The organism is Saprospiraceae bacterium (assembly GCA_016709995.1).
Taxonomy (GTDB): Bacteria; Bacteroidota; Bacteroidia; order Chitinophagales; family Saprospiraceae; genus JADJLQ01.
Genome location: JADJLQ010000001.1, coordinates 220,001 through 234,495 on the forward strand (window position 1 = coordinate 220,001; position 14,495 = coordinate 234,495).

At 40.5% G+C, this 14,495-nt stretch carries 13 protein-coding genes, 2 rRNA genes and 1 pseudogene (1 of these 16 cut by a window edge); 10 read left to right on the forward strand and 6 right to left on the reverse strand.

Annotated features, from left to right (window positions below; all coding sequences use genetic code 11):
- Both IPJ09_00970 and rrf read left to right on the forward strand, forming a co-directional pair.
- Window positions 1-1,237: ribosomal RNA gene (locus tag IPJ09_00970) — 23S ribosomal RNA — on the forward strand; it begins 1,664 nt to the left of the window's first position.
- A gap of 49 nt (window positions 1,238-1,286) precedes the next feature.
- Window positions 1,287-1,398, forward strand: a 5S ribosomal RNA gene (gene rrf / locus IPJ09_00975).
- 48 nt (window positions 1,399-1,446) lie between these two features.
- On the opposite strand, the gene IPJ09_00980 is transcribed toward rrf, so the two are convergent.
- From IPJ09_00980 to yaaA, 5 genes and pseudogenes are all read right to left on the reverse strand, one after another.
- On the reverse strand, window positions 1,447-2,415 hold the full coding sequence (locus tag IPJ09_00980; protein ID MBK7370024.1) for an IS21 family transposase: 969 nt from the start codon (window positions 2,413-2,415) through the stop codon (window positions 1,447-1,449).
- Between the two features lie 846 nt (window positions 2,416-3,261).
- Window positions 3,262-3,681, reverse strand: a complete 420-nt coding sequence (locus IPJ09_00985; protein ID MBK7370025.1) for a 2TM domain-containing protein — start codon at window positions 3,679-3,681, stop codon at window positions 3,262-3,264.
- Between the two features lie 89 nt (window positions 3,682-3,770).
- On the reverse strand, window positions 3,771-4,136 hold the full coding sequence (locus tag IPJ09_00990) for a hypothetical protein (protein ID MBK7370026.1): 366 nt from the start codon (window positions 4,134-4,136) through the stop codon (window positions 3,771-3,773).
- A gap of 12 nt (window positions 4,137-4,148) precedes the next feature.
- On the reverse strand, window positions 4,149-6,569 hold the full coding sequence (locus IPJ09_00995) for a penicillin acylase family protein (GenBank protein MBK7370027.1): 2,421 nt from the start codon (window positions 6,567-6,569) through the stop codon (window positions 4,149-4,151).
- Between the two features lie 22 nt (window positions 6,570-6,591).
- Window positions 6,592-7,331, reverse strand: a pseudogene (gene yaaA, locus IPJ09_01000) (peroxide stress protein YaaA).
- A gap of 203 nt (window positions 7,332-7,534) precedes the next feature.
- Between yaaA and IPJ09_01005 the strand changes: the two are divergent.
- The 4 genes from IPJ09_01005 to IPJ09_01020 are packed head-to-tail and all read left to right on the forward strand — an operon-like array spanning window position 7,535 to window position 10,863.
- Complete coding sequence (locus IPJ09_01005; protein ID MBK7370028.1) at window positions 7,535-8,767, forward strand: NADP-dependent isocitrate dehydrogenase; 1,233 nt, start codon at window positions 7,535-7,537, stop codon at window positions 8,765-8,767.
- Window positions 8,767-9,375, forward strand: a complete 609-nt coding sequence (locus IPJ09_01010) for a hypothetical protein (GenBank protein MBK7370029.1) — start codon at window positions 8,767-8,769, stop codon at window positions 9,373-9,375. The genes IPJ09_01005 and IPJ09_01010 overlap by 1 nt, the downstream gene beginning before the upstream one ends.
- 5 nt (window positions 9,376-9,380) lie before the next feature.
- Window positions 9,381-10,409: a Holliday junction branch migration DNA helicase RuvB gene (gene ruvB, locus IPJ09_01015; protein MBK7370030.1), complete on the forward strand. Its 1,029-nt coding sequence runs from the start codon at window positions 9,381-9,383 to the stop codon at window positions 10,407-10,409.
- Between the two features lie 13 nt (window positions 10,410-10,422).
- On the forward strand, window positions 10,423-10,863 hold the full coding sequence (locus IPJ09_01020; protein MBK7370031.1) for a DUF2452 domain-containing protein: 441 nt from the start codon (window positions 10,423-10,425) through the stop codon (window positions 10,861-10,863).
- Here the strand turns inward: IPJ09_01020 and IPJ09_01025 are convergent, their stop codons facing one another.
- A complete protein-coding gene (locus IPJ09_01025; protein MBK7370032.1) occupies window positions 10,864-11,355 on the reverse strand; it encodes a phosphoribosyltransferase in 492 nt (163 codons plus the stop codon). It abuts the gene before it with no gap.
- Window positions 11,356-11,408: 53 nt separating this feature from the next.
- Here IPJ09_01025 and IPJ09_01030 point away from each other — a divergent pair, with 53 nt between their 5' ends.
- From IPJ09_01030 to IPJ09_01045, 4 genes are read left to right on the forward strand one after another with little or no spacing between them, the layout of a single operon-like run.
- Entirely contained in the window at window positions 11,409-12,734 is a 1,326-nt protein-coding gene (locus tag IPJ09_01030; GenBank protein ID MBK7370033.1) for a (Fe-S)-binding protein, read from the forward strand.
- A complete protein-coding gene (locus tag IPJ09_01035; protein MBK7370034.1) occupies window positions 12,734-13,516 on the forward strand; it encodes a (Fe-S)-binding protein in 783 nt (260 codons plus the stop codon). Before IPJ09_01030 ends, IPJ09_01035 begins: the two co-directional genes overlap by 1 nt.
- A 13-nt stretch (window positions 13,517-13,529) precedes the next feature.
- On the forward strand, window positions 13,530-14,018 hold the full coding sequence (locus IPJ09_01040; GenBank protein MBK7370035.1) for a hypothetical protein: 489 nt from the start codon (window positions 13,530-13,532) through the stop codon (window positions 14,016-14,018).
- A gap of 6 nt (window positions 14,019-14,024) precedes the next feature.
- Window positions 14,025-14,495 carry a sporulation protein gene (locus tag IPJ09_01045; protein MBK7370036.1) on the forward strand — a complete coding sequence of 157 codons (471 nt, stop codon included), beginning with the start codon at window positions 14,025-14,027 and terminating at the stop codon, window positions 14,493-14,495.

Below are 14,495 nucleotides of genomic sequence, written 5' to 3' on the forward strand. Positions count from 1 at the left end.
AGGTAGTCGAGGAGAGTATCCTAAGGCGCTCGAGTGATCCGCGGCTAAGGAACTAGGCAATTTAGTCTCGTAACTTCGGAATAAGAGACCCCTGCAATTATGTGGGGCGCAGCGAAGAGGTCCAGGCAACTGTTTAACAAAAACACAGGACTCTGCTAAATCGAAAGATGATGTATAGGGTCTGACACCTGCCCGGTGCTGGAAGGTTAAGGGAGGGGATTAGGAGCAATCCAAAGTCTTTGACTGAAGCCCCAGTAAACGGCGGCCGTAACTATAACGGTCCTAAGGTAGCGAAATTCCTTGTCGGGTAAGTTCCGACCTGCACGAATGGTGTAATGATCTGGACGCTGTCTCAGCCGCGAGCTCGGTGAAATTGAAGTATCGGTGAAGATACCGGTTACCCGCAACGGGACGGAAAGACCCTGTGAACCTTTACTATAACTTCACATGGTGCTTGAATACGGGATGTGTAGGATAGGTGGGAGACTTTGAAGTCTATACGCTAGTATAGGTGGAGTCACTGTTGAAATACCACCCTTTCTGTATTTAGGTTCTAACTCCGATCTAATCGGAGGACAGTGTGTGGCGGGTAGTTTGACTGGGGTGGTCGCCTCCTAAAAAGTAACGGAGGCTTGCAAAGGTGCCCTCAGCATGGACGGTAATCATGCGTAGAGCGTATTAGTAGAAGGGTGCTTGACTGAGAGGCCGACAGGCCGAACAGGGTGGAAACACGGCTAAAGTGATCCGGTGGCACTGCATGGGTGGGCCATCGCTCAAAGGATAAAAGGTACTCCGGGGATAACAGGCTGATCTCCCCCAAGAGCTCATATCGACGGGGAGGTTTGGCACCTCGATGTCGGCTCATCGCATCCTGGGGCTGGAGAAGGTCCCAAGGGTTTGGCTGTTCGCCAATTAAAGCGGTACGTGAGCTGGGTTCAGAACGTCGCAAGACAGTTCGGTCCCTATCTGTTGTGGGCGCACGAATATTGAAAGGATCTGACTCTAGTACGAGAGGACCGAGTTGGACGAACCTCTAGTGTACCAGTTGTGGCGCCAGCTGCATCGCTGGGTAGCTATGTTCGGTTTGGATAAGCGCTGAAAGCATCTAAGCGCGAAACCGGCCTTAAGATGAGTATTCGATGAAGGGCTGTAGTAGATTACTACGTTGATAGGCTATATGTGGAAGTACAGTAATGTATGAAGCTGAGTAGTACTAATTGCCCGAAAGCTTCCTTTTTATAATTATTCGATTTTAATTTCCTCACCCAATTTTCAAAATGATATTTCTTGGTGGCTATAGCGAGGGTGAACCACCTCTTCCCATTCCGAACAGAGAAGTTAAGCCCCTCCGCGCCGATGGTACTTGGTTTTTCCTGGGAGAGTAGGTCGTCGCCAGCATAATATAAAAGTCTGCTATCTAACGATAGTAGACTTTTTTTTTGCCATTTATTGGAGATTATGCCTCTGATCTGATGGTTGTAAGTATTGAATTCTCAGTACTTCCAGGTACAATTCTTTTCGACTATAGGAAGACCCTTTATATTTTTTTAAATTGAGCTTGTCTAAGCATTCTATAATTGCAGCATTCAATTCTTTTAAGCTATAATAAGTATTGTGTCGCAATGGTGCATAAATATGATTGTAGGCAATTTGTACACATCGCTCTGCCATCGCCTTGTCTCTCGGTTTATAAGGACGAGTAGCACTAAAACATGACTTATAATGCTCTCCTAACTGATAACATAATTCAGTAAAGACCGGCTCATATCGGCTTGGACGACTTACAGCAGTTTTTAAATTAGCGCATAATATCGTTTTGGGGCTGCCACCATAATACTTCAGCATGGCATTAATACAATCATTAAAATCAAATGTGTTTTGACTTGGTACAGCCTTGCAAAACATTAAGCCACTACAAGGCAATACGCCAATAAATACCTGGCAGCTGATGACTTCTCCTGTAGAAAGATCAACATAACTAAGTTTTTTACCTGCAAAGTCTACCATAGCTTCCGCACCAGGATCGTGATCCAAATGCATCACCACTTCTTTGTGCCTGGTATACTCACCAAAGTGAAAACAGTACTGACTATAATTATAACCATCTGGCTGGGTTTCTTTGTATTCCAGCCATAATTGTTGACGAGTAATCCCTACATTTTTTGAGCTCTTTTCAACCTCTCTAAAATAAACAATTAGCTTGCCGTATCGATTACCGAGATAACCTGTAGTATCGTCCTGCAAAGCCTCAGGATTGACCCTTTTAATCGAGCCATCCATATTATGATCTTTGTCTATATGCTCACTTCTGAGATATTTTTTGATCGTCGTCTTAGATATACCCAGATCTCTTGCTATCCGTTTAATTGCATACCCTTGATGATGTAGTCGAAGTATCTGTTTTAACTGTTCCATCTTTATTGATTTTGCTGCCATACCTGTTTTTTGCAGGTAAAGGACAGGTTAAAATCAATCAACTTTCTCAAACTATTTGGGGGTCAGAATACGCCGGAATGTCAGCCTTCTGATCCCAATTAAGGGGTCAGTCCCGAGCCTTCGGGAGTACCGGAATGTCAGGTCTCCTGATCCAAGAAACGGCCATTCCCCAGTTTTCAAGATTCCTGGAATGTCTTCCCAGGCAGGGTGCCTTTTATTGAGCTTCTAAAAACCAATAATAAGGGGTCAGCTTGCCCGGAATAGGGGGGTCAGCTTGAAACGGAATTGGGGGGTCACAATGGTCCGGAATCTACACTTATTTTAATTCTATAGAAAGTATAGAATAAATTCAGCTATTGATAATTCAGCAATAACCAACTATTGGGTCTTCAAAAAGTCAATAAATTGATGGATCAACAAGAAATCAATCAAGGTGCTTGCTCTGCAATCGCGTGTTTTCACAACGATTATAAATGTGATTGATTTAATCAGTAAGGTGGATCTTTATTTAGAAGACTTTTAAAAATGATATATCATTCCCTTCAAAGGGACTTTATCTGATCATGGATTGGATCGGATATTTGGATGCATTTCAATTGTGTAGGAGATAAAGTACCCAAGGCAGTAATATTAACTCGAAACCAGAAGTCTTGTTGAATTATTTAACTTTAAAATTTTTTAAAATATGTTCTTTAAGAAAACCAAATACATATATTTGTGTCGGCCATACATAGTTTACTTTTTAATCAAGACGACAATTATAATTCCGATGAACGTGTATGGCCATTTTTTATTACTCGATTTGTACCCAACTTTTTGGTAGAGTTAAACAAATTCTGAGTCATTCCATTGTTTTCTTAGTTCTTTCAATTCGAGTTTATCTAAATCAGGCTCTATGCGTGGGGCATCGATCGAACTGGAGGGTGAGTTAGTTTTTTCCCTGTTCAACATAAATTGTATACGTTCTTCCCGCTCTCTTATTTTTTCTATTTCTTCATAAAATTTTCTTTCTTCCCAGTCTTTGCCAAAGCCTGGCCAGCCGAATACCCGAGCGTATTTAAATGCCAAGGCCAGGGATAAGCCTAAAACGGGATAAATAGACCAGAATTCGTGGCGATCGCTGACAAAGTTAATTGCCATGAGAAAGCAGCAGATCGTAACATAAACAAATAGAAACCTGTAGAAAGACTTCATTTCCTTTACTCGTTTTTCAGCTTTTAAATAGGTTATAGTTTTTTTATCCATTTGCGCCAGAGTTTTTCCAAAATTGGTATTAATTCCTGATTATAGCAAAGTTTTTGGAAGTGGAAGTGTTTTTTTCGACGGACTCCCTATTATTTGCCTCGAACGAATGTACTTAAGCTAGTGCCACACCATGCTCCAAATGCTGAAGATATGGCTGCTATCAAGCCTGAAATTCCAATCAAAACTGCGGGTTTTTGGTCGCCAAACAAAACGCCTATACGAGAAGATAACCTAGACGATGATTGGTGATCGATATAATATGCAGATATACCCCAAATAATAAACCCTAAAAGAAAAAAGAGGCTAATCTTTTGCAAGGGTTTTGCAGTGATAAAATAAGCTGATACTAAAGCACAAATGATAATAATATACCAGGGTAAGATGGTTTGAAAGAGTATACAAGCTACCACATAGCCTATTACTACTAGTATGTTTGAGAGATTTGTTTTAGTCATTTTGAATGTTTTTTAAAAAGATTGGACTCTTGAATTACCTTCGATCGAAGATCTACCCATGAATTTGGCAGTTTGATAACTACCAGTTTTCCAGTCATTTATCATATTTGCATAATACTTCGATCCGGGATGGCCGCTTTGGCCACCTGGAAAGATCACGTGTGCTTTAGGCGAATCCTTTGATAATTCGACGATCATTCTCCAAGATGGGCCAGAACCATTTGAAATGGCGTTCAAAACATCGCTGGTACCTCCTGTAAGAAGAATTTCTGATGAAAATCCAGGAAGATTGGCCATATGTGGGATTTTGGTGTTTAAATATTTTCCCCAAGACTGAGCTGTCTTTGAGTTAAACTTGAGTTCATTAAGAGTGAATAAGAAGGAGGTATTGGCAATATCCTTTGCAGTCTCTGTTTGAGGGGTGGACATTACATCAAATATTTTGTGTTTTGAATTAACAGGATCCAATAAGTTATGGATGATGAAACTTTCAGGATATAATAGATTTGAGGAATCTTTAGAGGAATACAGTTCATCTAAAGTCATTTTGTAAAAGGATCTGAACCATGTATGAAAAATTAATGCCCCAATTGAAGCGGAGTCATATGAAAAATCCCAATCGCGAAGGACCTTAACTGCTTCACTTTGTTCAGAAGTCAAAGTGGTATTATCCAACAAGGATAATAATAAGGGCAGCGTTTCTTGAGCTTTTAAACTAAAAGTGCTATTCTGAAGCTGCATCATATCTATTGGAGTCAAATTGTTCTTACCTGATAGGGCATTATTAATGATGCGGCCTCTGTAGTTTTCAAAGTCACCATTATAATAATAGGGGTAAGAAGGATCTGTACTATGCTGATTGGCACTAGATACAAAACCTCTTGGTGGGTTTTTTACTCTTGGCAAATGCTCGTACGGGATAAAACCATGCCAGGCATTAGCTGAAGTAGCTCCATCCTGAACAAAAAGTCCCTGGCCGATCCTTTTTATTGGAAGATTTCCATTTACAGTGAGGGCTATATCACCACCGTTGGATGCAAAAACGAAATTTTGGGCTGGATTTGAATAGTTTTTGAGTGCATTGTAATAGTCATCATAATTTTTTGCTTTCATGAGATTTAAGAAGGTAGCACTTTCAAATTTGTCAGGAATTTCATGAGCAATCCAATGATAAGCTAGTCCATGGTGGGCATCATTTATTTTTTCAGTCACGACTGGTCCCCAATCAGTGTATCTCACAGTATCGAAGATAGAGGCTTTGTTTTTTAACCTGATTTCTTCTATTTTGGTTGTCACTTTTCTGACTTCACCATCAATTAAGTACGACTGGTGAGAGGAATCGGTCCAATTAATCTGATACCAGTCGGCGACATCTTGTCCAACATTTGTTTCGCCCCAAGCGACATTTTTATTAAAACCAATCAAAATGAATGGTATCCCAGGTACAGATACCCCGTAAGCATCGATGGTAGGGGTATTAATATGATTTTCGAACCATATGGAGGGTAATGTCAATCTTAAATGAGGATCATTACAAAGAATAGGAAAGCCGGACTGTGTTTTCTCTCCTGATACTGCCCAATTATTACTGCCTTGCCCGGGAGGGGGCACTTCGTTTTCCCTTTGGTACAGATATCGTAATTCTGTAAATTGATTAGCTGTGACTGTGTCTTTTGTTAAAGGTGCAAAACTCCATTTAGTATCTGCAGGAATAACTGGACTCTGCTCTTTGAAATAAGGAGGATATAAAAAATTGAAGAGACTATCACCCAATAAATTTCTGGTATTGGTAGATTCCAAATCAGCTTCGCGGCTGCATAAAGATTGTGCCATATATTTGACTATTGAAGCCGATTTCAAAGGTGTCCAGGATTCGGGTTTAAATCCCATCAATTTGTATTCGACAGGATAATCTCTGGGTGATAAATTGTGGATATAATCATTGACTCCAGCGCAATATGCTTTCAGCAATGCATAGTTTAATGAATCTTTTTGCCAACCTTTTAAAGAATTCTCCGCTCCAAACATCATGCCTAACCTGCGCTGAGTGATATCTCTTTGAATCAATCTTTCTCCTCCAAGCACCTCCGCTAGTCTGCCAGAGGCTGACCTTGAAAGCATGTCCATCTGCCAAAGTCTTTGTGATGCTATGCTATAACCTGAAACATAAAAAGCTTCTGCTTCGCCTTGAGCGAAGATGTGAGGAACCAATCTGTCATCCCAATATACGGTTGCTTCGTTTTTTACAAATTGGTTATTGATTTTACCAAACTTGACATCATCTAAATAGGCATTGTGCCAAAATCCTGTGAATGGGCTCAGAAAAGGACCTAAAGCCGGTAAAGTCTCATCAGCAGTCACTATTGGATTATTTAAAAAGACACTCCAGGCCAATGTCAATAAAAAGGGGAGCATTAATTTGATATACTTCATGCGATTTGTTTTTTCGGTTAATCTAACGAACGAAAGTCAATAAATTTTTTTCAGATCGCAAAGGTTCGAAACTATATTTTTCGAGGTCAAAAGACTTTAAATCTTCTGATTTTTTGATTCGATTTTTTATGATATACCTTGCCATATAGCCTCTGGCTTTTTTGGCACTGAATGAGATGACCTGGTATTTTCCAGCTCTTTTTTCTTCGAATCTAATGTGCAAAACAGGATGATTCAGCATTTTTTCTTTTACTGCTAAATAATATTCTTCTGAAGCAAGGTTTACTAGTATTTTGTCTTTGGACTCTTTCATATCCTGATTGATTTTGTCAGTTAATTTTTCTCCCCAGTATTCGTATAAATTTTTTGACTTGCCGACTTTCAATCCACAGCCCATCTCTAATCTGTATTCCTGGATAAGATCTAGGGGACGAAGTAATCCATATAAACCTGATAAAATGCGCAAGTGTTTTTGACTAAAATCGAGGTCACCTTTGTTAAAATCCTCCGCTTTCAGCCCTACATAACGGCCTGCTTAGATAATGACTCCGGCATGGTGAGATCAAATGATTTAAATCGCTTTACATTGAGATCGGCCAATGCTTTACTAATGTCCATCAATTTGATAAGATCCAGGCTGGATTTCTTTCTCATTAGGGTTACCAATTCGGCAGTTTCAGATTGGAATCGAATGTCCGTGTGAATGGATAAGGGAATAGGCTTAAAATCTAATTTTTTAGCCGGGGATATTAAGAGCAACATATCCTGTAAAATTAATAAGCCCTAGTTAGAATCTTATGGTTTTTATAAGATTTAGCCTTCTTATGGACCCATTTTTACTTCCCCAGGCAGGTAGACCTATCCAAGTACATAAGATTATATCAGTCAAGCTATCTGACAAAGCCTAAAGAATGGTATTTTTACAGTTAAAATTTAATTATTCAAACACATAATTTATTCTGAGTATGCAAAAAATAAGGGTGGCCAATCCTGTGGTCGAAATGGATGGTGATGAAATGACCAGGATTATTTGGAAGTTTATAAAAGAGAAGCTTATCCTGCCTTATCTGGATGTGCCTATCGAATACTATGATCTTGGAGTGGAATATCGGGATCAGACCAATGATCAAGTGACTATAGACGCAGCAAATGCTATTAAAAAATATGGAGTAGGCATCAAGTGTGCGACCATTACTCCAGATGAAGCCAGAGTAGAAGAGTTTCACCTCAAGCAAATGTGGAAGAGCCCCAATGGTACTATAAGAAATATATTAGACGGTACCGTGTTTAGAGAACCAATCGTTATGAAAAATGTGCCTCGAATTGTCTCCAACTGGACTGCGCCGATCGTAGTAGGCAGGCATGCTTTTGGCGATCAGTATAAAGCTACTGACTTTGTGACCAAAGGCAAAGGTAAACTCACCATCACCTTTACTCCTGAAGATGGTAGTGCCGGTATTACGCATGAGGTCTATCAATTTAAAGGTGACGGCGTCGCACTGGCGATGTACAATACGGATGAAAGCATCAGAGGTTTTGCAAGGGCATGTTTTAGAATGTCTCTTCAAAAAAAATGGCCTTTATATCTTTCTACCAAAAATACCATACTTAAAAAATACGATGGCCGGTTCAAAGATATATTTCAAGAGGTATATGATTTGGAATTTAAAGCTGATATGGAGGCTTCAAATCTCATCTACGAACATCGACTGATAGATGATATGGTAGCCTCTGCACTTAAATGGAATGGTAATTTTGTGTGGGCATGCAAGAATTATGATGGTGATGTGCAAAGTGACCAGGTGGCACAGGGGTTTGGATCTCTTGGATTGATGACCAGTGTGCTTGTCACGCCTGATGGGGAGACCATGGAAGCAGAAGCTGCTCATGGCACTGTGACCCGTCACTACCGGGAATATCAGGCAGGAAGGCCTACCAGTACCAATCCCATAGCATCGATTTTTGCCTGGACCCGCGGATTGGAGTTTAGAGGGAAAAAGGATGGTAACCAGGAGCTGATAGATTTTTGTCAAAAACTTGAGCAAGTGTGTATCGAAACCGTCGAAAGCGGGAAAATGACAAAGGATCTGGCAGTCTGTATCCATGGCAATAAAGTATCGCATGGTACGCACTATCTTTATACCGAGGAATTTTTGGATGCTATCGATGAAGGTTTAAAATCAAAATTAAATATGTAATGAAGCAATTTCTGTCCTTGGCTTTCGGTATCCTAATATTAACCACTTGTGGTTCTCCAAAATCGATACAAGATTCAAAAAACACTGGTGAATGTGCTGAAGAGGCTACTGTGCGGGATTATACAGGATTGGATGCCTGTCGTTTTCTACTGGAACTAAAGGATGGTACCAGACTTATTCCGGTAGAATTGTCAGATAAAGAGTTTTTATTTAGCGAAGGTCAATTAGTAAAGATTAGTTATAAGAAAATGAAGGATGTCGTCACCGCTTGCCTTACCGCCGCTGAGCCAGTAGAAATAAGCTGCATCACCCAGATAAAACCTGGAGAAAAACAAGGGCAGGTCTTTTTCAAGCCTGTTTGTTCTGATACAGATGCTCCACTTAGTGTAGGATGGTTGAATAAAGCCATTATCAGGAATAAGGCAAATTCTGTTAGTAGGGGATACCAGGAGAATAAACCGTACTACGTGCTTTATGGCAATGTATATGGATTGTTGTTTGATTGTTTTGGGGAATTGGTCTGTGAATATCCTTTGAAAGAAGAATCAGCCTGCACCGCGAGAATATCTCGATTGTCCAATTTTAAATCAGTATGGGCGCTTAAATAATTTGAATGTTAGAACGGATACCTGATTCACTCAATCAACCAGAAACCTCTGATGATAAAGTCATAGAAAAGACTTTGAGGCCTGCTGCATTGGAGGAGTTTAGTGGTCAGCGTAAGATCGTCGACAATTTAAAAGTATTTATACAAGCCGCCAAAATGCGCGGTGAAGCATTAGACCATGTATTACTGCATGGACCGCCAGGATTAGGCAAAACTACCCTGGCTAATATCGTTGCTAACGAATTATCAGCCAATCTCAAAATCACCTCTGGCCCGGTGATCGAGAGGCCGGGCGATTTAGCCGGACTTTTGACTAATCTCAGCACCGGAGATGTACTTTTTATAGACGAAATACATCGGCTCAATAATGTGGTCGAAGAGTACCTGTATAGTGCGATGGAAGATTATAGGATAGACATAATGATAGACTCAGGTCCAAACGCCAGGAGTGTCCAGATCAATCTGAATCCATTCACCCTGGTAGGGGCAACCACCCGTATGGGATTATTGACTTCCCCTTTAAGGGCCAGATTTGGTATCAACTGCCATCTTGATTATTACGATGTACAGACATTAATAGGTATCGTACGAAGATCTGCCAACATCCTTGAAATATCCATCACAGAAGAAGGTGCAACTGAAATCGCCCGCAGAAGCCGGGGAACACCCCGGATAGCAAACGCATTGCTCCGGAGAGTTCGAGATTTTGCCATGGTCAAAGGAGATGGAACTATATCCATTGAAATAGCCAGGATTGCCTTGCATGCCTTGAATATAGATGATTATGGCCTGGATGAGATGGATAAAAGAATATTAAGTACCATTATTACCAAGTTCAAAGGCGGGCCGGTCGGTTTGACCACTATTGCGACCGCCACTGGAGAAGAACCAGGCACTATAGAAGAGGTATATGAACCGTTTTTGATTATGGAAGGTTTTCTCCAAAGGACGCCAAGAGGCAGAGAGGCCACTACAAAAGCTTACCGGCATTTGGGTATAGTCCCCCCCACGGCGACAGGTACCCTATTTGAATAAATTTTGTTTTTAGATGGAAGAAGATTTTGTCAATCCAATCGATAAAAAGCTAGTAGCTGCTGATCCTGGCACTTTAGCATACGCCCACCATGCCGGTTCAGCTCTGGTCAAACCCGAAGAAATGGGGAAAGTCAAAGGCCTGGCGATGAAAGCCATGTATCAACAGACAGACATCCAGCTAGACCAAATCAGATCCCAGATAGAACATCTGATAGAACAAAGTAAAACCATCCAGTCTCGGGTCAAAATCTCTGAGCAAATCTATCAAGCTGCCGTTGGCTTTGATCCCGTCATAAATCATATTTATCATCTCTATAGTCGAAAAACAGACAGCAGTTGGGTCCTTTCATTGGTGGCGCCTCACGAATGGGGGCGGAAAAACCCATTTGAATACATGGCTACCGTAAGATTGATGGCCGACCATACCTGGGAAATATTAAAAACAAGGGTTTAATCAGTTCAAATCTACAGACCACTCACTTTCGCTGAGATTTACTTCAATATTTTCTTCCATGGTAGTGGATAAGGACAATCCTACATAGTCTACATGGATCGGGAAAGATTTGTGCATCCTGTCAACCAATACTGCTACTTCAATTTTTTTAGGTAAAATTTTGAATAATGGCTTCATCGCAAAATACAAGGTTCGTCCTGTATTGGCGACATCGTCAACAATGATAATATTTTTTTTGTCTAATTGTTCAAAAGGTGTTTCGATGGTCACCTCCTGAGAAAGTGGATCTGCTGGATTCAGCTTGATCCGGGTGATTATAACCGGGATAGCTGAAAAAGCTTTGATTTCGGTTTTGATAAGCTCTGCGAATGCGTAGCCTTTATTGTTGATACCGGCAAGAATGATCGATTTCGAATCTGAATTCTTTTCTAAGATTTCGATGGCGAGCCGCCTGATCTTTTGTCGAATTTGACTTTCGTTCAAAATTTTCATAGAAGTCAGTCGTTTGATTTGTAATTTTATGCAAGGTAGAATTTTTAACGCTTATGTGGTCTGTCATCCTTTTTATAATCATCTCTTTTGCCGGATTCAGCCTGGCCTATATAAACTATAAAAAGCTGTACAGAAATATTAAACTGGGAAAGCCTGAAAAAGTTGATGGTAATGCACTAGACCGGTGGAAGAAGGTAGTGCTCATCGCTTTTGGGCAAAAGAAAATGTTTAAGATGTGGAAACCGGCAGTATTGCATTTTTTTATTTATGCGGCTTTTCTTTTGACTCAATTGGAATTGATAGAAATAGTTTTGGATGGGTTATTACACCGACATCGGATCTTTGCTTCTCCTTTGGGTAATTTTTATACCTTTTTAATATCCTTCATTGAAGTATTGTCTTTTTTGGCTTTAGTCGCTACCCTGGTTTTTTTGTGGAGAAGAAATGTACAGAAAGTGGACAGGTTTGAAAAGCCTGAGATGGTCGGATGGCCAAAAAGAGATGCCAATCTTATACTCATCGGTGAGTTGTTATTGATCATAGGCATTATGAGTATGAACGGGGCCGAGCGAGTACTGGCTCAAATATCACCGGATATGAATGGCCAGGCCGGTCATTTTTTAATCAGTCGATATATCGGACCTGCTCTGTTCGGAGGTATGTCTATTTCTTCTTTGCATATACTTGAAAGGGGAGGCTGGTGGCTTCACTATTTGGTCGTACTCGGATTCCTGAATTATCTGCCATTTTCCAAGCACTTGCACATATTTTTGGCTTTCATAAATGTATATTATTCTAAAATCAATCCCAGGGGGGAGATGGAGAATATGCCAGTAATCATGAATGAAGTTAAATCTATGTTGGGGTTGGCAGTCGAAAGCACTCAGCCAGCGGCGATCTCTGACCCGGGACTGGATGAATTCGGGGCCAAAGATGTGTTTGACTTATCTCAAAGAATACTACTTGGTGCCTATAGCTGTACTGAATGTGGCAGATGTACCATGGTTTGTCCAGCAAACATCACCGGCAAAAAACTTTCCCCCAGAAAAATCATGATGGACATTAGAGATAGAATGCAGGAGATAGGTAAAAACCTCGATCATGGCAGCCATGTTATACCTGGCTATGAGGATGGCAAATCTCTATTTTCATACATATCAGCTGAAGAATTGCATGCATGCACTACCTGTCAGGCCTGTGTAGAGGCATGCCCTGTACTCATCAACCCCATGGAGCCAATCCTTGAGCTTCGGCGCAATGAAATCCTGAGTCAATCTAAAGGCCCCGCCAGTTGGACAGCCATGTTTAATAGCCTGGAAAATAATGGGTGTGTGTGGCCAATGAGTCAAAGTAGAACAGACTGGGCCAATCAAAATTAATGCATATGGAAAAAGTAAAGACTGTAGCGGAGTATACTAATACAGGAGATATTTTTGAGGTTTTATTTTGGGTAGGTTGTGCTGGTGCCTTTGATAGCAGGGCACAGAAAGTGACTCAGGCATTTGCCAAGATCATGGATATGGCGCAAGTAAAATTTGCAGTACTTGGTGATGAAGAAAAATGCAGTGGTGACCCTGCCAGGAGGTCCGGCAATGAATTTGTTTTTCAGATGTTGGCTCTGCAAAATATAGGCATTTTAAACCAGTACAAAATCAATAAAATCGTCACTACATGCCCTCATTGCTTTAATACTTTAAAAAATGAATACCCTGCTCTTGGAGGAAACTACGAAGTAGTGCACCATACCACTTTCATCCATGAATTGCTAAAAACAGGAAGGTTGATCATAAAGTCTGATGAAGAGATAACCGCCACGATGCATGACTCTTGTTATTTAGGTCGGGTCAATGGCATCTATGAAGATCCGCGACAAGCTTTAAAGAGGTTGAATGTGGATGTCAAAGAAATGAAACGAAATAAAGAGAATGGACTTTGCTGTGGTGCAGGAGGCGCTCAAATGTTTAAAGAGGATGAGCCCGGCGCAAAAAGGATCAATCAAGAAAGAGTAGAAGAGGCTTTGGGTCTAGGAGTCAACCGAATAGTGACCAACTGTCCATTTTGCCTGACCATGATGACGGATGGAATAAAGCAACAAGAAAAACAAGGCCAAGTCATGGTGTATGACCTGGCTGAAATGATACTTGAGCAAAATAAAGGCTAATTTTGTCCATATTATGTGGATAGATTTTAATCAATTGCCGGATGACGCCAGAATTTGGATGTTTTCGATAGTAGGAGATATCTCTGAGGATACCTTGATCCAAATGAAGAAAGAGTTAAAAGTGTTCATTTCAGAATGGACCAGCCATAGTGCTACGCTGGAAGCTAGCGCAGAGTGGTGGCAAGATAATTACCTGATCATCAGCCTGGATGAATCCAAATATGGTGCGAGTGGATGTTCTATCGATAAACTATTGAGGTTCATCCAAAAGCTAGAGGCAGATTATAGGATTTCTTTGTTAGTCAAGACCAAAATCGGCATCTTACAGGGTGAGACAATGAAATTCGAAGATTTGCCAGCTATTAAGCATATGATATCAAATGGAATGCTTAACAAAAATGCGATGTATGGTGATACTACAATCGCCTCCAAAAGAGAATTGCGCTACCATTTTTTGAAACCATTGCATGAAGGTTGGCTTGCAAAAAAAATATTCAATTAGTAGAACATGCTGGGAAAAGTCAAACTTTTTTTTGGAATTGAAGGGTTGAAAGTAGACCTGGATGTGCCAGACACTTTTAATACGGCTACAACTGTAATCAGTGGTAGCCTGAGATTACATACCAAATCAAGTCAAGTCCTTAAAAAACTGGAGGTAAAACTTATAGAGACCTATCATAGAGGAAGGGGTAAAGATCAGCGTACAAATGATTACACCTGGGGCTCGATTCATCTGGAGGATTCTGTGGAGTTAAAGGCCAATAGTGAAAAAATAATAGATTTTAATCTGCCTATTAAACCTCAATATTCCAGTATGGACAAGTTAGGCAACAAGTCTGTGGTACATCGGCAAGTTTCAAAGCTGGCTAAATGGTTAAATAAGACTAAGTCTGAGTTTTTTATAGAAGTATCTACACAAGTAGAAGGCACTGCTCTCAATCCATCAGTGAAAAGAGCAATCCAATTTTTACCTCAATAG